Origin of the sequence: Mucilaginibacter sp. P25 (genome assembly GCF_050859465.1) — a bacterium.
In the GTDB taxonomy this organism is placed as follows: Bacteria; Bacteroidota; Bacteroidia; order Sphingobacteriales; family Sphingobacteriaceae; genus Mucilaginibacter; species Mucilaginibacter gossypii.
The window spans coordinates 888,681-905,071 of the sequence record NZ_CP193937.1 but is presented as its reverse complement, the minus strand read 5'-3'; the positions used below and the strand labels follow the sequence as shown (position 1 = coordinate 905,071).

Sequence of the window (16,391 nt, the reverse complement as noted above, 5' to 3'; positions counted from 1 at the left end):
GATGAAAAATAAAAGAAACGATAGCAGGCCTGTACCGCCGGAAGCTCCCTCGGTGCCGCCACAACCGGAAGTAAAACCTTCTGCTGAACCCGTAGCGCCCGTCTCCCCGGCCGAAGCTCCTGCTACAAAGCGCCAAGAACTGCCTCAGGAACCATCGCCCTATGATTTTCCCCCTCCTGGAGAAGGCCTTTTTCCGGAACTATTTTGAAAAAGTTTGAACCCAGCGATCATGAAGATAGCAACAGACAACGAAACCTTGAAAACGATCTTTAAAAGAAGAGCGGTGCGGCAATATCTGCAGGATATGCCCGATGATGATATCCTGGAAAAGGTAATAGATGCCGGACGAGATGGCCCCTTCTGCCATGAACGGGCAACCCTGGAAGTTCTATATCGTGACCCACAGGGATACCATCACATCATTTTCTAAGGCGATTGGCAAGGTTGCGTTAAAAGCAGTTGCACATGCTGCGGTTAAACATCCAGTGAAAACGCTCAAAACACTGTTGCATTTTTCACCAGGGCCTATTGGCCTGGAATCCGACGATCCGATCTTTCATGGCGCGCCGGTCGTTGTATTTATCACCTCGCCCAAAGGGAATGAATGGGCGGGCCTGGATATCGGTATGTGTGCGCAAAACATGATGCTGGCCGCCAAATCGCTGGGCCTGGATAGCTGCCCTGTAGGGTTTGGTAAATACATTGAACAAACACCGGTTTATCATAAGCTTGGGATACCATCCGCAGAAGAAGTTGAGTTGGCGATCATTTTCGGTTACGGCAATGAAAAACCCGATCCGCACCCGCGGGCGAAAAATAATGCCATCTTTATTGACCGGATGGAATGCTGCTGAGGCCCCGGTTATCAGGCGGGTAACGTATACCTTTCCAATATTGCATTAAATATATCGCTTCGTGACGCAATAGCGTTGAGCCCTGCATTCTCTATAATTTCCGCGCACAGCGTAATACAGTTACTTAATTGCATGATGGAGGCCGTTTTTTGACCGGGGATTTTCAGCGGCCTTTGAACGCCATCAGTTACCGCTTTGCGGATACTTTTTCAGTATATGCCGAACCAGGCTATTTCGCGTTAAAAGGTCATTATAAAAGGGAAGCGATATCGGAACGTATCCTTATTTTACGTTGTCCATACGTTACAGCGTGGATCTCTGACGTTATGCCGCTCTTCAAAATTGTGATCAGGGTCATAAGGATTCATGACTAAAGACATGGGCGTTTTCGCTGCTTCCTGTATCTTTATCTTATACAAAAGAAGGTTTAATCAACAATAATTTAGATTGATAGTTATGAACAATTTAGCAAACAAGGTGGCTATTGTTACTGGCGCCGGTTCAGGAATTGGCAAGGCAATCGCCGTTTTGTACGCCTCGGAGGGCGCTAAAGTTGTGGTTTCCGATATCGATGAAAAAGGAGGAAAGGAAACACTTGCAACGATCAAAGCAAAAGGCGGAGATGCCATTTTTGTTAAAGCGGATACCTCTGTTCCGGATGAGCATAAAAAGCTGGTTGAACAAACTGTCCAGCAATTCGGTGGCCTTCATATCGCGGTTAACAACGCCGGGATCGGCGGTCCGTTAAATACTGTTAGTGAGTATCCGCTCGATGGCTGGGACAAAGTTATTTCAATTAACTTATCCGGCGTCTTTTATGGGATGCACTACCAGATCCCGGCCATGGCCCATTCTGGGGGAGGAAGCATTGTGAATATGGCTTCTATTTTGGGCAAGGTAGGTACCAAAAGTTCGCCGGCTTATGTGGCCGCTAAACATGGCGTGATCGGCTTAACAGAGGCCGCAGCATTGGAATACGCTGATCAGGGAATACGCATCAATGCTGTTGGTCCGGGCTATATTCAAACCCCGTTGCTCGATGTCCTGGACGATACAACCATCAACCTGCTTAAGGGATTGCACCCGATGGGCCGGCTGGGTAAGCCTGAAGAAGTGGCCGAACTGGCGCTTTGGCTTAATTCTGACAAAGCGTCCTTCGTTACCGGGTCTTACTATAATGTCGACGGAGGTTATTTAGCGCAATGATCTGATCAGATAAAACGATCATGGCTGGCCCGAAAAAACAACAACTGTTCAGCCCTGCGCGTATCTTGTTTTACACGCTGTCCGTCGTGGTATTTTATCTTGTCATTCATTATATCGGTAAGCTGAGGGACATTCGCACGCTATTGCTGCAGATGAGCATGGTCTGGCTTTTGCTGGCCCTGGCGGCTCAACTAACAACATATCTGTTCAATGTACTGATTCTCCGCACACTTCTGAACGGTCAAACCGGGGACGCTGATATTCTGACCCTATTTAAGCTGTCAGTAGTGATCATGTTTGTTAACCAGGCGTTACCGACAGGGGGAATAAGCGGCAATAGCTACATATTCGGCCAGCTGGTCAAAAGAAAGGTTCCGGCATTGGCCGCATTTAAGGCCCTGGTCCTGGAGTCTATTTGCTATTATATGGCTATTTTGGTGCTGTTAGCTGCTTTTTATGGCTGGTACGCCTTTCATACCGTAAGAGTAAACCGTGTTATCAGTTATACGGTGGGCACCGGGATTGTATTTTTTACAGCGTTGAGCATACTGATGCTTATCGTCGCCGACAGGCGAGCACTCTCTTTTATCTTCCGGAAACTGAAACGGTATAAATGGCTTAGGCGGCATATTGCAAAAGCCAGTCTTTTGTCTTCAAGAAAAGGCGAACAAACCAACTGGCGGGCCTTATTCAAAAACAACGGCTCTGTCACCACTGCGGTCATGCTACAAATGGCTATCCTCACATTTGATGCCCTAACCGTCTTTGCAATCCTGCAGGGCTTTCATGTAACACTTGAGGGCTCCAAAATTATGCTCGGGTTACTTTTGACCCTGGTTATCGGTTCATTACCCATTTCGCCAGGTGCGCTAATCGCTTACGAAAGCGCGATGACCTTCTTTTTTACGCTGCTGGGGGTACCGGTACACGCAGCGCTGGTCTTAACCCTGCTTTTTCGCTTTTTCACGTTCTGGCTGCCTATCCCGGTGGGGCTGTTCCTTTACCGGGACCTCCAACGCGGCTAAACCTGGCCCAGGATCATATTCCAATGTGCGCTCCGTCATTTACCAGCCACTCAACAATTGGTATTTTGCAGTAGTCATTAGTTGATATACTATTTATGAAAAGCATACTTGTATTGACAGACCTTTCAAAAAACGCTGCGCACGCGGCCGAATCTGCGGCCTGGCTCGCCGATCAACTGCATGCCGGGCTGGTGTTATGGCATTGTGAACCGAAGATTCCGGTCATGCCGGGCTACGCCGGGGGAGCCATGATCGCCCGCGCAATACTTGGACCCGATGAGGGCAAAGAAGCCGTTCACGATGCTTTATCGAAACTGAAAGACCATATTTCCGGCACGGGCGGCAAATATAAACCACAGCTCAGTGCCCGTTACTGTGAAGGTAGCCTTCAGGAAGAACTGCGGAAGGAAATTGCCGGACAAGCATTTGAGATGATAGTGATAGGTGCCTCCACCGATTGTGCGGCCGATCATGTTTTTTTGGTAGTGATACCTGGAAGGTTATAGAAACGGCAAATTGCCCGGTACTCGTCGTGCCACCGAAAGCTGGCCTGGACCAGCTATCTAAAATCGTTTTTGCCACCGATTTTGAACCTGAGGACTTGAAGGCGATCCTTTACCTGGAGGAATTAAGCAAAACCCTGGATTTCCAAAGTGAGATCGTTCACGTTACCCTGAACGGTGAGAACGATGTAGGAAAGATCGAAAAGGAAAATGCGTTCAGCCGTCAGTTGGTGGAGCTAAAACGCCCTGTTTCCATTAAAGAGATCAGGGGAAAGGAAGTGGTCGTTCGTTTGAATCGGCTCTGCGTGCAAACCCGCGCGGATCTGCTGGGCATGACCCATCATCAGTACACTTTTTTAAACGGCTGTTCAGTGACAGCGTAGCGAAAAAGAACTCGCACATCAGAAGATACCGTTGTTGGTGTTCCCGGTTTATCAAAAAAATCATGATCGTCATTGTATTTGGACTTTTTCTATAAAAAACCGCTGAAGAATGCAGTCGGACACGGGAAAATACCCCTATTGATCTGTGCTGAAAATTCACTTCGCCATGACAGAATTTAGCCGTCGTACCTTTACCGGCACAGGCCTGGTTATAGTAATCATGTCTGCCACTTGGTGTGGCCCTTATAGTTTTATGACGCTGTTGTTGCTGATCGACCTGCTCAGCCTCATGGAATTTTACCGCCTGCTGGAAATACCTGGTGCAAAGACTTCGAAGATAGGCGCCGCTTTGTTGTCTATGGTCCTGATGCTTTCAGGCTTTGGCGCCATAACCCATTTAACCAGTTGGAAATGGACGCTCATGGTGATACCCGTCGCTTTCAGCATTTTTGTCGCAGCGCTTTACCGCCACACCAAAAAGCCTTTCCAGGGGTTGGCCATTACCTTTTTAGGTGTCATTATAATCACGTTACCCCTTTGTTGCTTCGCCGCGATTCCATTTTTAGCCAGGCCGCACGGCAGCTACCATTTCGCGCTGCCCGCGGGTTGTTTTTTGTTGTTATGGGCTAATGATACAGCAGCCTACCTGTCCGGACGCTGGCTGGGCAGGCATCCGCTGTTTTTGCGGATATCTCCAAAAAAAACCTGGGAGGGCAGTGTGGGTGGCCTGGCCGCGGCCTTAACCGTAGCATGTGTGCTTGCTCAGTTTTTCACGCTTTTAAGTCCAACGGAATTAGCTATATTGTCGGTCACGATCGTCATCACCGGCACTTTTGGCGACCTTGTTAAATCGCTGCTTAAACGAAGCCTGGATATCAAAGATTCCGGTACGATCCTGCCGGGCCATGGCGGGATGCTGGACCGGTTCGACAGCCTGTTAGGTTCGGCACCATTTATTTTTGCTTATTTAATCTTGTTGGCATGGTGAGCAGCAAAGTCTACCGGGTGGTTAACCTGATCACTTTTTACCGACTGGTTGCCGCACCGCTGTTGTTGTTCTTGCTCCTGACAGGACAGTTCACTGTTTTTAAATGGTTGTTGGCCCTGAGCTTTTTTACAGATGCCATCGATGGCTGGCTGGCCCGCAGTTTTAAAGTGATTAGCCTGCTGGGAGCGCGCATCGATTCAGTTGCCGACGACCTGACCATACTGGTGGCGATCCTGGGTATCCTCCTGTATCGGCCCGGCTTTTTGCGCGGCGAATGGCTACTGGTTGGGGGCATGACCCGCTCTATGCTATGCAGAACTGCATGGCACTGATCCGTTATGGTAAACTGACCAGTTTTCATACTTACGCTGCAAAGGTCGCCTCTGTACTGCAGGGGGTATTCCTGGTTCTGGTCTTTTTCCTGCCCGAACCTGTGCCGTTCCTGTTTTACCTCACCGCCGGCTTAACTATCATTGACCTCGCCGAAGAAATCCTGCTCGTATTGATACTGCCGCAATGGCAAGCTAATGTCAAAGGCCTATACTGGATGCTCAGGCAGATTAAAAAGCGCGGCTCTGGAAGATAAAATGGAACACGATGAAGATCAGGGCCAGGATCACGGCCACCAGGAGCAGGAAGGGATACGGATTTATGTCTCCATTTACTTTTCGTGTTTTCAATAAACGTTTCATGACCGTTTTATATCATTCATTTTCCAATATCTTCTTTCTTTCCCTGTATTCCTCTTCGGTTATTTCGCCCGAGGCAAAGCGCTTCTTCAGGATATCAAGGGGCGAATCCTTTCTTTTCCGTTGACCTGGAAGATCATAGGGCGTTGCAAATATCCCAAATAATATAACTAACCAAAGGAGCCACCATAACAAGTGCATTCCCCAAAAATGATAACCGTGATAAAAATAAAACATGGGTCGAAATTTTTTAATTTATAGTAAAGGCGTTTTGCGTAAGTTCCGCGGCGGAGGCTGGTTGCCAGGTTGTCCGTCATATTTAAGACCGGGCGGAAAAACTAAAATTGCCAATTGCTGACCGGAGATCATTGCCTGTGATTCACTATGACCAAAGAACCTGGAAATAAAGGAGTGTTGCCCATGGGTCATGGCTAAAATACTGGCGCCGTTTTTAATACAGTAATTCTGTAGCCCTTTATGGATGTCATCCGCTTGCACATGGTTATAGTTGAGCCCGTGATGATCAAGGTATTTACGGAAGGCGACCTCGGCGCCGATATGGGTAACTACTTCTCCAGGTTGGATGATATGGACAATGTCAAGGCCAAAACTCATACGTGGCAACAGCTCTTGCAGGCAACTTATTGCGGCTATATCGGCGATGCCGAAGTCCGTGGCAAAAACAATTTTTCCAGAAAGGTTTATAGCTGCATCAGGAGGAATGATCAGTACCGGTTTGCGGGCTTTCCGGATGACCGCCGTTGTGTCGCTGCCGCCGAGCAGATGCTCCAGTGCGTCGCCAGACCTGCCACCCATGATCACCATTTCAATATCCGGCGCTGCAGTAAGTTCACCGATGACGTCGCCCAGGATTCCTTCGCCGTTTCTTTCCCCTATGTCCACATGGAAGCCCCGTGTCATGACGGCAGTCTCCCTGAGTTTGTCGGCCTCTTGTATCAGGCGTTCTTTGCTGTCTTCAAAGAGCATCCCGGCTGTTTCGGTCACATAGGGGCCGCCGCCATTGCCCGGTATCAACGGGACATAAGGTAGGGTATGATATAAGAGGATGCCATCGCCCAGTTTGCGGGCCATATCCAGCGCTGCCACTTCGGCATGAGCCGCATTAGCTGAAAAATCGGTGAGTACAAGCAACTTTTTCATTTACATTTCTTTTTTAATGCGCGCCATAATTTTAGTGCTTCAGCTTGCAGTTTCCGCATCCTTTCCATGCATTGCGCCTGCTCGTCTTTTTCGCAGATCGGAAAATCCGTTTTTAGCAGATCCGCATCGGTTAGAGTAGTCGGCTTATTGCTTTTTTGGCCATTATACTGAATTTGAAATCAAAGTTACCCGGCGGGCCGGTACCGAAGAATGACTGCCGACACTGCAATGCCTGATCTCAAGCACTTTAAATCGCCAAGGTGATGAATATCAATTACCGACATGACAACCATCATCGCTATCCCGCTACCATAAGGGTAGTTTTGACCCATAAACTTTGCAATGGAAACGATGTCAACCACTTCCTCTCTCCGCCAACTCCTGTATGAGGATGTCAGCCGGATGATCAGTGCAGAAATGCTCTTGAAAAGCAGCGTACTCGGGTGGATAAACAAAGGTAACTCGGCCTCCCTGAAAATGCTGATGCTGGGCTATCAGGATCTTGTTGAAAAACATATCCGGCAATTGGGAGCATTCCGCCGGGAAGAACAGATCACCGCCTGCATACCGGGCAACGGTGTAATGAGCGCTTTTATCGCGGATGTGGATGACAGGCTTTCCGCATGTACCCGCCCCGAGGTAAGAGATGTTTGCCTGCTGTCGGCCATACAAAGCATTAATCATTTCAAGATCAGTGTTTATGGTACGATGGCTGCGTTTGCCGGGGCTGTCAGACTGGAAAAGGCCGGCCTGATGTTTCACCAGGCGGAGCTGGATGAGAAAGAAATTGACGAGCGGCTTTCATACCTGGCCGAACATGAACTAAATCGGAAGGCTATGTCGCCGGCCGCAGCGACCGAATAGGATATTAAGAAAAAGAACCATGAAAACTCAACTTAGCCCGGATATCATTGAAGTGCTGAATGCCCTACATTACCGTCCTGCTTTATCGCTGATCCTGCCAATGGATGCGCAGGTTAGCCTTAAGGCAGAAATAGCACATAAGCTAAAGATAGCAGCCGATAACGCTGCGCGGGAATTGCGCCGCGATTATCCAGAAGAGCAATGTGCGCTCCTGACCAAAAAGCTGCAAAGCCTGTTGGAGGGGCTGATCCTGCCCGCTGACAAGAAAGGAATTGCTATTTATGTGTCGCCGGTATTTGAAAAGGTGCTGTACACTGATTGTTCCGTAACCGAAAAGCTGGTGATCGACGAATCTTTCGAGATCCGTGATCTGCTGTACGACGCCAAACAGCACCATAAAGTTCTTTTGCTGGTGCTAAGCGGTCAGGAAACCAAGATTTTTCTCGGAGATCGCGGCACTTTGCAGCCATTGCCTTCTAACATACCACGGTCAATTTATGATTATGTGCCGGATGGCCCGGAAAGGGTTGGAAATTTTTCAGACGTCAGCGAGCATAAGCAGGTAGTTGTCGACAATTTTCTACGCCATATAGACGAGGAGCTGGGCAATTTGATCCATGAGTATTCTTTACCTGTTCTGCTGCTTGGTGCTGAAAGGATACTCGGCCATTTTGGAAAAATCAGCAAACATACTTCCGCGATCATCGGTCAGGAAGCGGGTAATTATGAACATGCTACCCTAACTGAATTACAGGAGGTGATTGCACCTTGCCTGGCCAGCCTGCAAAAGCAACGCGAATGCGAATTATTGGTACGGCTGGACGAGGCCGCGGGCCGGCAGCGGCTGGCTAAAGGGGTTTACGATGTGTGGCGGGCCGCCGCCGAAGGCAAAGGCCAGTTGCTGGTCGTGGAAAGGAATTATAGTTTTCCGGCCATGCATAGCGCTGAACCCGGGATGATTGAAGCGCTGACCGAACCCTATGATCATTTTTCGTACATCCGCGACGCAGTCGACGATGCGCTGGAAAAGGTGTTGAAGGGTGGCGGCGACGCAGAATTCGTGGCCGACGGCGTGCTTGGAGATTTTGGCCATGTCGCCCTGGTCAAATACTATGCGCCATGAATTCCTGATTCGGGTCATTTTTGGGGATGACCGGGATCCTATTTCTGGTGGCAAGCCGCCTTTAGATTTGAAAATTATTAATCACTTAAAATTTAATGTCATGAAAACACAAGTGGTAAGCAAATTTACCGACAAGGTACCCGCCTTATTTGAGGATATTTTCAAGCCCTGGACCGAATTATTCGATGGCGGTTTTTTAAGGAAGGAACTGCACGTCCCGGCAGTCAACATTATCGACCATAAGGGCCAATATGTCTTATCGATGTCGGCACCGGGGCTAAAAAAGAGGATTTTAAGATCGATGTGGATGGCGACGTTCTAACGATTAGCAGCGAAAAGGAAGAAAGTAAGGAAGAAAAAGAGGAAAAGTATACCCGCAAAGAGTACAATTATTCTTCCTTTAGCCGCAGCTTCACACTTCCGGAAGGAACCGATAAGGAAAAGGTAGTCGCCAAATATGAAGACGGCGTGCTGAAAATTACGGTTCCGCATAATCACCAGATTAAAAGCCCTTCCGCGAAACATATCGCGGTAAATTAAACCTGATATTTAAAAATGGCTTGTGCCCCGCCCAAAGGTGGCGGGGGCTATTTATCCGGTACCCCTGGTAGGTACAGAGAGAATTTACCACTTTGAGGTATCATTTCTTCGATGAATGTATGTAAATTGGCTTTAACAGCATTCTGCAGATTATCACACAACTTATAAAACGCCAGGGCGGCTGGCTTGTAGCGTTAGGGCAATTTCACTTATACCAATGCTACATCGACGAGATAACATGTTCAACGATCCTGCCAAGGTGGGAATTTACATAACATTTAGCAGGTGATATCTCGTTTTTACGTTCAAACTGATAACTGACTATTGATTAGAATATTCCCCCGTCTATATTTTAAAATCAATAGCAAAAGCGCAAATCGAAGGGTAAATGACATTCGGATCATCCCTTTTTAAATTCGGGCGTTCAGATTCAACAGAACCGGCGTTTAATAAATTTTCTGTATTAACGTGTAATAGCTTGTTAGTTAGTTATACATTCTATTACGTCCATGCGGCAAAGGTAGCGCAATTATTTTGGGCCAACACGAATATTAATGCAATAAGGTTTTACACTTTCTGCTATCTTTAGTTACCAACTATCCTAATAATGAACTTTAAATACGCTATGCTTTTTATCATTCTGTTATCCAGTGCTATGGCCAGTAGTCAGGTGGGTAATAAAGTTATCCAGATCAATATCAGTAAACTTTTAAACGCCCGTCCTGTAACTACAGTTGCCGGTGGTAAACTACAAAGTTGGGTAACCGGTATTGATGGCGGTGGTAAAGGGGATGGTTACCTTACCATGGCGGCTGCATTATTAAACGGGGACAAAGCTGTACTTGCCTTGCCCGATGATCCATTAATTGCAGCAAATTCGGCTCACCCGGCTATACTGCTCCATTATAAAAACGGAAAGAAAGATAATCAAGCCCGCTGTATTGCGGGTGCTGATAGTTTTAGCTTTGATGTGCCTCAAAAAAATATTCGGGTTTGTATCTTAGCCTTACCAGTTCCGAAGGGCCTTCGCAACTACATATTACACTAACTTATAGCGATGGTAGCGAGTTTAAAGGTTTTAAATTGCCCGATTATTATAATGATATACCTGAAGGTAACTCAAACCTGAGCTACTTAGTACATGGCCTGGCTAAATGGGACCCGGGAAATAAGATAACAGAAAATGATCATCATAATATTGATGTATTGAATATTCATCCTGATCCCGGACGCATCCTTAAAAAGGTCACTGTAAGTAAAGATAAAGCCGGATACCTTGTTTTTTGGGCTGCTACAGGCGTTACGGAATAACATACATATTAATTGATCATGTGTTTTGTGTTGATTTCGCATCGTTATACAAAACAAGTGCTTAACTGGCTTGGCTTGTGCCCGTGCGCGCCATATGCCATATAACGCCTTGTTTACTGTAACATAGCTGCAAAGCCGCCTCCCGGCGATAGCTTCATAGTAATCGTATCTTTGGGACTAAGTAATCTTTCTTCGCGGTGAATAGATGCGTTGGTATCTGCTCCATCATATATCAATGTCCCTTTTGTTGAGTGCTGCAGAAAGTTTAGCGGAACCTTGATTTCGCGTGCATCGGCACCATTCATTACGCCAACCCACCAGGTGTTTCCTTTTTTGCGCGCATAAGCAACAATTTCACCCATTCGGGTACAGCTTAAAACTTTTGTCTCATCCCAGGTTGTGGGTATCTTCTGAAATAAATCAAACATTGGGCTCTCCAGGTAAAATTTATATTCGTCCGCGAAGTGTGTAATAGGAGAAAGATATACAATGGATTGAGCAAATTCATGGGCCCAGGTGAATTTTTGCGATGTAAGTTGCTCCGGGTTGAGTATTACCGGAGTAAAATCTGCAGCACCGGCTGTAAAACGCGTAAATGGCACAGATACGTCATGGTCTAACGGCGCTGTCCTTTTATACCGGGTCATGTGATATTCGTTACCCCTAACTGCTTCTCTTGTAATATCCATGGGATAGGTTCTTGTCAATCCCGTTGGCTTAACACTTCCGTGAAAATTAAGCATCAGCTTAAGGTCTGCGCAATCCTGCATGGTACCCATGTACCATTGCATAATAGATGACGTTGCAGGGGGATGAAATCTATTTTAATACCCGCTGCTCCCAGATCTTTGATTCGCTTTAGATAAGAATAGCGTGCCGCTGCAGATCGCATTTCTTTAGAGTCAACCCAAACAATTGATTTTACGCCAATACTTTTTCCATATGCTATTACATCTCCCAAAAGCTGCCACTGATCTTTACCCGGCTCGCTCCAATTTCGCCATCCATCATCTACTAAATAATATTCCCATTTTAATTTAGCTGCCGCATCATACCAATTTCTTTGTTCGGCAAACCGGGGAGCCCCAACGCTCCACCATTGCCATAAGCAACGCCCGGGCATTACCCAACTAAAATCGCTACCCTTTTGTGGTGCCGGGCAAAGGTTAGTGAGTAGGTCTGAGTTTACAAGTTCTGTTAAATTTTTAGTTATGATGGTTGTCCTCCAGGGAGATACTTTTTGATTTTCATAAATGCCTTTAAGTACAGAATGTTCGGTATCGCTATCCGATTGTACATCCCAACCGTTGGGTGAAAAGGGGAAGTTTGCTTTGAAAGAATTATCATGACGTATAAAAGATATGTCTGAAAAGTCTTCGCAATCAGCTTCGGAAACCGAGGCAAAAATCCCGTTTACATTAAAAGTTAAGGGCCCCATTATTGGTGTATTTTGTGGAACTGATGGCAATGGAGTTACATGACTTAGGCCCTCATAACCTTCGTTATAACCCGACCAGGCAACCTGCGTTACTTTTCCGGCAAACTCCCATGAGGTCGAGTCGGCATTGATTTTTTTGGTATCGTAAGGTAATGTGTAACGTACAGCAATGCCGTCATTATAGGCACGCACAATCAAGTTGAATTTCTTCTCTGCTGTTAGCAAAGGAATTATAATTTCATTCGCTTCGTTACGTGCCGTTTTGTGAGCGCCGTTGATAGTATAGGTTTCTTTTATCCTTTTATTTGAAGTAGTACCTGCAAATTTGGTTTCAACTCCCAGATCGATACCATCAACAGTTAAACCCAGCCGCGATGGTGCTATTAACATTGTATTATTAACTGCTGCGTTGTATAATAATTTGCCTTTGATGATGAATATGTGGGCATTGATTTGTTTGTCGGGGCTGCTAATTGTGATGGTCTTTTGCTGGGCGTATCCATTGTAATACAAACACAGTACAAGTAGTAATAAGCAGGTATTTATTTTCATAATTAGCGCTTTTGGCATTTAAATAAACAGTGCAAAGAATTTAAATATTCCAGATTGGTATTTAGCTTATTTGTTTAATTATCGGTGTAATGTCGGCGTTGAGCTGTTTGACTAATGGTTTGGCAAATAATTTACATAACTGCTTAATATTGCTAAATTTTCAGCCATCCCTTAAGCAGTTAACCACCCTGGCTTATTCTGAAACAAATATATTTTACCACCTTTTAACCAGATTGTATTAATTAGACTTTTCTTTATAAGAATCCGACTTTTTAATGAATAGCAAGTTTTTAAGGTTCAAATAAATTCAAAAAAATATTAATTGATAAAATTCTGGTTCAGATAATTACCCTACTTTTGCAAAAAATAATAAGCCCTTTTTAAGCTTTGAGGATCTGTTTGGTTATTTGGTGTTGCCTGCTGTTTTTATTGAATTGTACTGCTGCCTTTGCGCAACAGGATTCAATAGTGGCTGATACGCCTGTAAAATCACCAACACACGCTTTTCGTCCCGGCAATTCGGTGCTTGATTCGGTAGCTTATGCCATGCAAAACAGAGATAAATTTATTGCAGACTCTATTGCTATGCGTTACCTCAGGGTGCCTGATGCGGCCATGCGTGCCCAATATGCCGATAGCGTTTTTGCCCACGAATTATATCATGGCTACGGATTTCTTGATCTCCATTCCAGGTCAAAGAGCAGGGTAATGGAGGGGCATAACCGCCCTTCGCGTGATCCCTGGGTTATTGTGCTCATTATTGCCATGCTGTTGTATACAGCTATTCTTAACCTTGCCCTGGGCAAAGATGTAAGCAATGTATTTGCCTCTTTTTACAGCAAACGCGTACTTTCGATAGCCGGTAAAGAAGAGAGTCCGGTTAGTTCGTGGGCTTTCCTGGGCTTGTTTTTGTTATTTTGTGCTACGTTCGGTTTGTTTTTATATCAACTGGCTGCATACAAAGGCGTTTACTATAAAATAGCAGGAAGCGGCCTGTTTACTTTTCTTACCATAGTCATTATTGTTTTATTTTCGCTCAAGTTTTTAATACTCAAGTTTTTAGGATTTGTGTTTGATATTAATAAACTGGTGAGCGAATATCTTAATATTCTGCATCTTACCTATTTTAATATCGCGTTTGTTTTTTTGCCTGTGGTTATTTGTTTTAGCCTTCTTGGTGCACAATACATTCCTGTATTACTTACAGTTACGCTCATTATCATCATTATAATTTTTATATGGCAATACATCAGGAGCAGCGTAAATATAATTTCTACCTTTCGATTTCATAAGTTTTATTTATTTACGTATCTTTGTGCCCTCGAAATTTGCCCTGTTTTGATTTTAATAAAGGCATTGAATATTAAAATTTAGGTTATTAAAAGCACTGAATTGGAAGATAGAAAGAAAAAGGTTAAAAGCATACTGGTTACTTTGCCTAAGCCCGAAAATGATAAAAATCCTTATGCCGAGCTGGCTAAAAAGCTTAACCTGAAAATTGATTTCAGATCATTTATTCATGTTGAGGGTGTGCCCGCAAAGGATTTCAGAAAAGAGAAGATCAACTTAGCTGATTTTAGCGCAGTGATCTTTACCAGTCGTAATTCTGCCGATCATTTTTTTCGCATATGCGAGGAGATGCGCTTTGAGGTGCCTGTTGAAATGAAATACTTTTGCCTTTCAGAAACCATAGCGCTTTACCTTCAAAAGTACATTCAGTACCGTAAACGTAAGATCTTTTTTGGCAAGCAAACCGCTGCTGACCTGGCAGAGGTTTTGAAAAAGCATTCGTCGGAAAAATTCCTTTACCCATGCTCGGATGTTGCTGCCGAAGAAACGCAGCGTTTTTTGCTGGAGAACGGTTATAACTTTACCCCAGCGGTGCTTTTCCGCACGGTTTGCAGCGATCTTTCTGACCTCGCCGATGTGTTTTATGATGTTATAGCATTTTTTAGCCCGTCAAGTATACAATCGCTGTATAAAAACTTTCCCGATTTTAAGCAAAACAATACACGCATCGCCGCTTTTGGGGCGACTACTCATAAGGCAGTGCTTGAGGCTGGCTTAATTTTGGATATACCAGCTCCAACCCCCGGCGCGCCGTCAATGACAATGGCTATTGAGCAGTATGTTAAGCTTGTAAACAAATAAACTGGAAATTTATTTAACCAGGCTGCAACTTTTTACCATATTTACCCGTATAACCGCTAACTAATTGTCATGTTAACAATTGGTTAGCGGTTTGTTAATTATATAGCGTTTTGTGTGGCATTGAGAAGATAAGTGCACAGTTTATCGGTTCAAGAAGCCAAATTATCGTTTTTTATAGCTTACATTGAGTAAAATGTAATATATTCGGACGTTGCATTGTGTTATAGTTATATAACTGATTTTGATTGTAAAATGAAGCAGATCTACTTTTTAATAATTGTTTTAGCAGGTGGTGTATTAAGTGGTTGTGGCCGCGGAGGCGGTGACCGGGGGAAGTTGTGGGAGTTCCTGCAAGATCATTCAGGGCCGAGGTGCCTTACGGAATGGTTTATATTCCGGGTGGTAGTTTCCTTATGGGGCAAACTGATCAGGATGTAACCTTTGCCCAGATAGCCCAAACTAAACAGGTTACTGTTTCTCCGTTTTTTATGGATCAAACCGAAACCAGCAACAGTCAGTACAAAATGTTTGTAAACTGGGTGCGCGATTCAATAGCCATTACCAATTATATCAACGATAATAAGTATTTCATTCAGCCCAAAGGTGGCGCCAGTAATAATAATGGCGGTAAAAAATTCATCAACTGGGAGTTTGTAAAGAAAAACCCTATCTGGAGCAGTAAAGGCAACCAGGCAAACAATACTCAAAAACTGCAGGGTATGTATTACCAGGGTGATGACCGTGTGTTTGACCGTAATGAGGTTGACGTGCGCTTACTTAAATATAACTACGCTTTGTTTACCCTGCGCGATGCTGCAGATCATCATAACGATAAAACAAAACATCGTTCCGACTTCATTGTTCGTGATACCGTAGCGGTATACCCTGATACGCTTGTTTGGTTAAGCGATTTTTCATATGCCGCTAACGAGCCTATGGTTGAAAGTTATTTTTCACATCCTGCATTCCGTAATTACCCTGTTGTAGGGGTAACCTGGAGGCAGGCCAGAGCTTACAGTGTATGGCGTACACGCTATAATGACGCTTATAAAGATAAACGCCATTTACCGCACCGTGCACCTTACAGCTTACCTACGGAAGCCGAGTTTGAGTACGCGGCACGTGGCGGCAGGATAGGTACCGATTATCCGTGGGGAGGGCCTTACATTAAAAATGCAAAAGGTTGTTTACTGGCTAACTTTAAGCCGGGGCGTGGTAATTATACCGATGACGGCGGCGCGTATACTGTGCCGGTACGTTCATACTTCCCTAATGATTATGGTTTATACAATATGGCAGGTAACGTAGCTGAATGGACATTATCTGCTTTTGACAGATCAGCGTCAACATTTGTGCATGATCTTGCACCAACATTCAATTACGAAGCTAAGTCTACCGACCCCGAAATATTGAAGCGTAAAGTTGTACGCGGGGGCTCATGGAAAGATATTGGATACTTTCTTCAAAACTCAACCCGGACCTACGAATACCAGGACACTGCTAAATCATATATCGGTTTCCGCTGCGTCACCAAATATTTAGGGCGCGACATTACAGATAAACGCTAATCAAGAGTTAGTTAAACGCAAGCAAATCAAATTAA

General features: G+C 45.1%; 23 protein-coding genes. 19 read left to right on the top strand and 4 right to left on the bottom strand.

Going from position 1 to position 16,391, the window contains the following annotated elements:
- Position 1 precedes the first annotated feature (1 nt).
- The 10 genes from ACRQ5D_RS04735 to ACRQ5D_RS04690 all read left to right on the top strand — a co-directional run bounded on the left by ACRQ5D_RS04735 (position 2) and on the right by ACRQ5D_RS04690 (position 5,545).
- A complete protein-coding gene (locus tag ACRQ5D_RS04735) occupies positions 2-208 on the top strand; it encodes a hypothetical protein (protein WP_091171828.1) in 207 nt (68 codons plus the stop codon).
- Between the two features lie 21 nt (positions 209-229).
- Positions 230-430 (top strand): hypothetical protein, encoded by a 201-nt coding sequence (locus ACRQ5D_RS04730; RefSeq protein WP_432328494.1) that lies wholly within the window; start codon positions 230-232, stop codon positions 428-430.
- Positions 396-854, top strand: coding sequence for a nitroreductase family protein (locus ACRQ5D_RS04725; RefSeq protein ID WP_432328493.1), 459 nt, complete (start codon positions 396-398; stop codon positions 852-854). The genes ACRQ5D_RS04730 and ACRQ5D_RS04725 overlap by 35 nt, the downstream gene beginning before the upstream one ends.
- 456 nt (positions 855-1,310) lie before the next feature.
- Positions 1,311-2,060, top strand: coding sequence for an SDR family NAD(P)-dependent oxidoreductase (locus tag ACRQ5D_RS04720; protein WP_091171832.1), 750 nt, complete (start codon positions 1,311-1,313; stop codon positions 2,058-2,060).
- A gap of 20 nt (positions 2,061-2,080) precedes the next feature.
- On the top strand, positions 2,081-3,085 hold the full coding sequence (locus ACRQ5D_RS04715; protein WP_091171834.1) for a lysylphosphatidylglycerol synthase transmembrane domain-containing protein: 1,005 nt from the start codon (positions 2,081-2,083) through the stop codon (positions 3,083-3,085).
- Between the two features lie 95 nt (positions 3,086-3,180).
- Entirely contained in the window at positions 3,181-3,591 is a 411-nt protein-coding gene (locus ACRQ5D_RS04710; protein ID WP_432328492.1) for a universal stress protein, read from the top strand.
- A gap of 26 nt (positions 3,592-3,617) precedes the next feature.
- Positions 3,618-3,971 (top strand): hypothetical protein, encoded by a 354-nt coding sequence (locus tag ACRQ5D_RS04705; RefSeq protein WP_432328491.1) that lies wholly within the window; start codon positions 3,618-3,620, stop codon positions 3,969-3,971.
- Between the two features lie 145 nt (positions 3,972-4,116).
- On the top strand, positions 4,117-4,959 hold the full coding sequence (locus ACRQ5D_RS04700) for a phosphatidate cytidylyltransferase (protein WP_432328490.1): 843 nt from the start codon (positions 4,117-4,119) through the stop codon (positions 4,957-4,959).
- Positions 4,956-5,291 carry a CDP-alcohol phosphatidyltransferase family protein gene (locus ACRQ5D_RS04695; protein ID WP_218134484.1) on the top strand — a complete coding sequence of 112 codons (336 nt, stop codon included), beginning with the start codon at positions 4,956-4,958 and terminating at the stop codon, positions 5,289-5,291. Before ACRQ5D_RS04700 ends, ACRQ5D_RS04695 begins: the two co-directional genes overlap by 4 nt.
- A complete protein-coding gene (locus ACRQ5D_RS04690) occupies positions 5,270-5,545 on the top strand; it encodes a hypothetical protein (protein WP_432328489.1) in 276 nt (91 codons plus the stop codon). Before ACRQ5D_RS04695 ends, ACRQ5D_RS04690 begins: the two co-directional genes overlap by 22 nt.
- A 118-nt stretch (positions 5,546-5,663) precedes the next feature.
- Here the strand turns inward: ACRQ5D_RS04690 and ACRQ5D_RS04685 are convergent, their stop codons facing one another.
- Both ACRQ5D_RS04685 and ACRQ5D_RS04680 read right to left on the bottom strand, forming a co-directional pair.
- Entirely contained in the window at positions 5,664-5,885 is a 222-nt protein-coding gene (locus tag ACRQ5D_RS04685; protein ID WP_091171840.1) for an SHOCT domain-containing protein, read from the bottom strand.
- Between the two features lie 18 nt (positions 5,886-5,903).
- Positions 5,904-6,809: a universal stress protein gene (locus ACRQ5D_RS04680; RefSeq protein ID WP_091171842.1), complete on the bottom strand. Its 906-nt coding sequence runs from the start codon at positions 6,807-6,809 to the stop codon at positions 5,904-5,906.
- A gap of 342 nt (positions 6,810-7,151) precedes the next feature.
- Here ACRQ5D_RS04680 and ACRQ5D_RS04675 point away from each other — a divergent pair, with 342 nt between their 5' ends.
- The 6 genes from ACRQ5D_RS04675 (at position 7,152) to ACRQ5D_RS04650 (ending at position 10,647) form a co-directional block, all read left to right on the top strand.
- Positions 7,152-7,673: a ferritin-like domain-containing protein gene (locus tag ACRQ5D_RS04675; RefSeq protein ID WP_091171846.1), complete on the top strand. Its 522-nt coding sequence runs from the start codon at positions 7,152-7,154 to the stop codon at positions 7,671-7,673.
- Positions 7,674-7,692: 19 nt separating this feature from the next.
- Positions 7,693-8,796 carry a hypothetical protein gene (locus tag ACRQ5D_RS04670; protein WP_432328488.1) on the top strand — a complete coding sequence of 368 codons (1,104 nt, stop codon included), beginning with the start codon at positions 7,693-7,695 and terminating at the stop codon, positions 8,794-8,796.
- Positions 8,786-9,118: a hypothetical protein gene (locus ACRQ5D_RS04665; protein ID WP_432328487.1), complete on the top strand. Its 333-nt coding sequence runs from the start codon at positions 8,786-8,788 to the stop codon at positions 9,116-9,118. Before ACRQ5D_RS04670 ends, ACRQ5D_RS04665 begins: the two co-directional genes overlap by 11 nt.
- Positions 9,100-9,336, top strand: coding sequence for an Hsp20/alpha crystallin family protein (locus ACRQ5D_RS04660; RefSeq protein WP_431199157.1), 237 nt, complete (start codon positions 9,100-9,102; stop codon positions 9,334-9,336). The genes ACRQ5D_RS04665 and ACRQ5D_RS04660 overlap by 19 nt, the downstream gene beginning before the upstream one ends.
- 607 nt (positions 9,337-9,943) lie before the next feature.
- Positions 9,944-10,384 carry a hypothetical protein gene (locus ACRQ5D_RS04655; protein WP_432328486.1) on the top strand — a complete coding sequence of 147 codons (441 nt, stop codon included), beginning with the start codon at positions 9,944-9,946 and terminating at the stop codon, positions 10,382-10,384.
- A complete protein-coding gene (locus ACRQ5D_RS04650) occupies positions 10,330-10,647 on the top strand; it encodes a hypothetical protein (RefSeq protein ID WP_432328485.1) in 318 nt (105 codons plus the stop codon). The genes ACRQ5D_RS04655 and ACRQ5D_RS04650 overlap by 55 nt, the downstream gene beginning before the upstream one ends.
- 113 nt (positions 10,648-10,760) lie before the next feature.
- Here the strand turns inward: ACRQ5D_RS04650 and ACRQ5D_RS04645 are convergent, their stop codons facing one another.
- Positions 10,761-11,390 carry a glycoside hydrolase family 97 catalytic domain-containing protein gene (locus tag ACRQ5D_RS04645; RefSeq protein ID WP_431199155.1) on the bottom strand — a complete coding sequence of 210 codons (630 nt, stop codon included), beginning with the start codon at positions 11,388-11,390 and terminating at the stop codon, positions 10,761-10,763.
- Entirely contained in the window at positions 11,390-12,637 is a 1,248-nt protein-coding gene (locus ACRQ5D_RS04640) for a glycoside hydrolase family 97 N-terminal domain-containing protein (RefSeq protein WP_431199154.1), read from the bottom strand. Before ACRQ5D_RS04640 ends, ACRQ5D_RS04645 begins: the two co-directional genes overlap by 1 nt.
- Before the next feature lie 429 nt (positions 12,638-13,066).
- Between ACRQ5D_RS04640 and ACRQ5D_RS04635 the strand changes: the two genes are divergently transcribed.
- From ACRQ5D_RS04635 to ACRQ5D_RS04625, 3 genes are all read left to right on the top strand, one after another.
- Complete coding sequence (locus tag ACRQ5D_RS04635) at positions 13,067-14,011, top strand: DUF4271 domain-containing protein (protein WP_091171854.1); 945 nt, start codon at positions 13,067-13,069, stop codon at positions 14,009-14,011.
- A gap of 18 nt (positions 14,012-14,029) precedes the next feature.
- A complete protein-coding gene (locus ACRQ5D_RS04630; RefSeq protein ID WP_090530369.1) occupies positions 14,030-14,788 on the top strand; it encodes a uroporphyrinogen-III synthase in 759 nt (252 codons plus the stop codon).
- 338 nt (positions 14,789-15,126) lie between these two features.
- Positions 15,127-16,356, top strand: a complete 1,230-nt coding sequence (locus ACRQ5D_RS04625; RefSeq protein ID WP_432328484.1) for an SUMF1/EgtB/PvdO family nonheme iron enzyme — start codon at positions 15,127-15,129, stop codon at positions 16,354-16,356.
- The last annotated feature ends 35 nt before the right edge of the window (positions 16,357-16,391 follow it).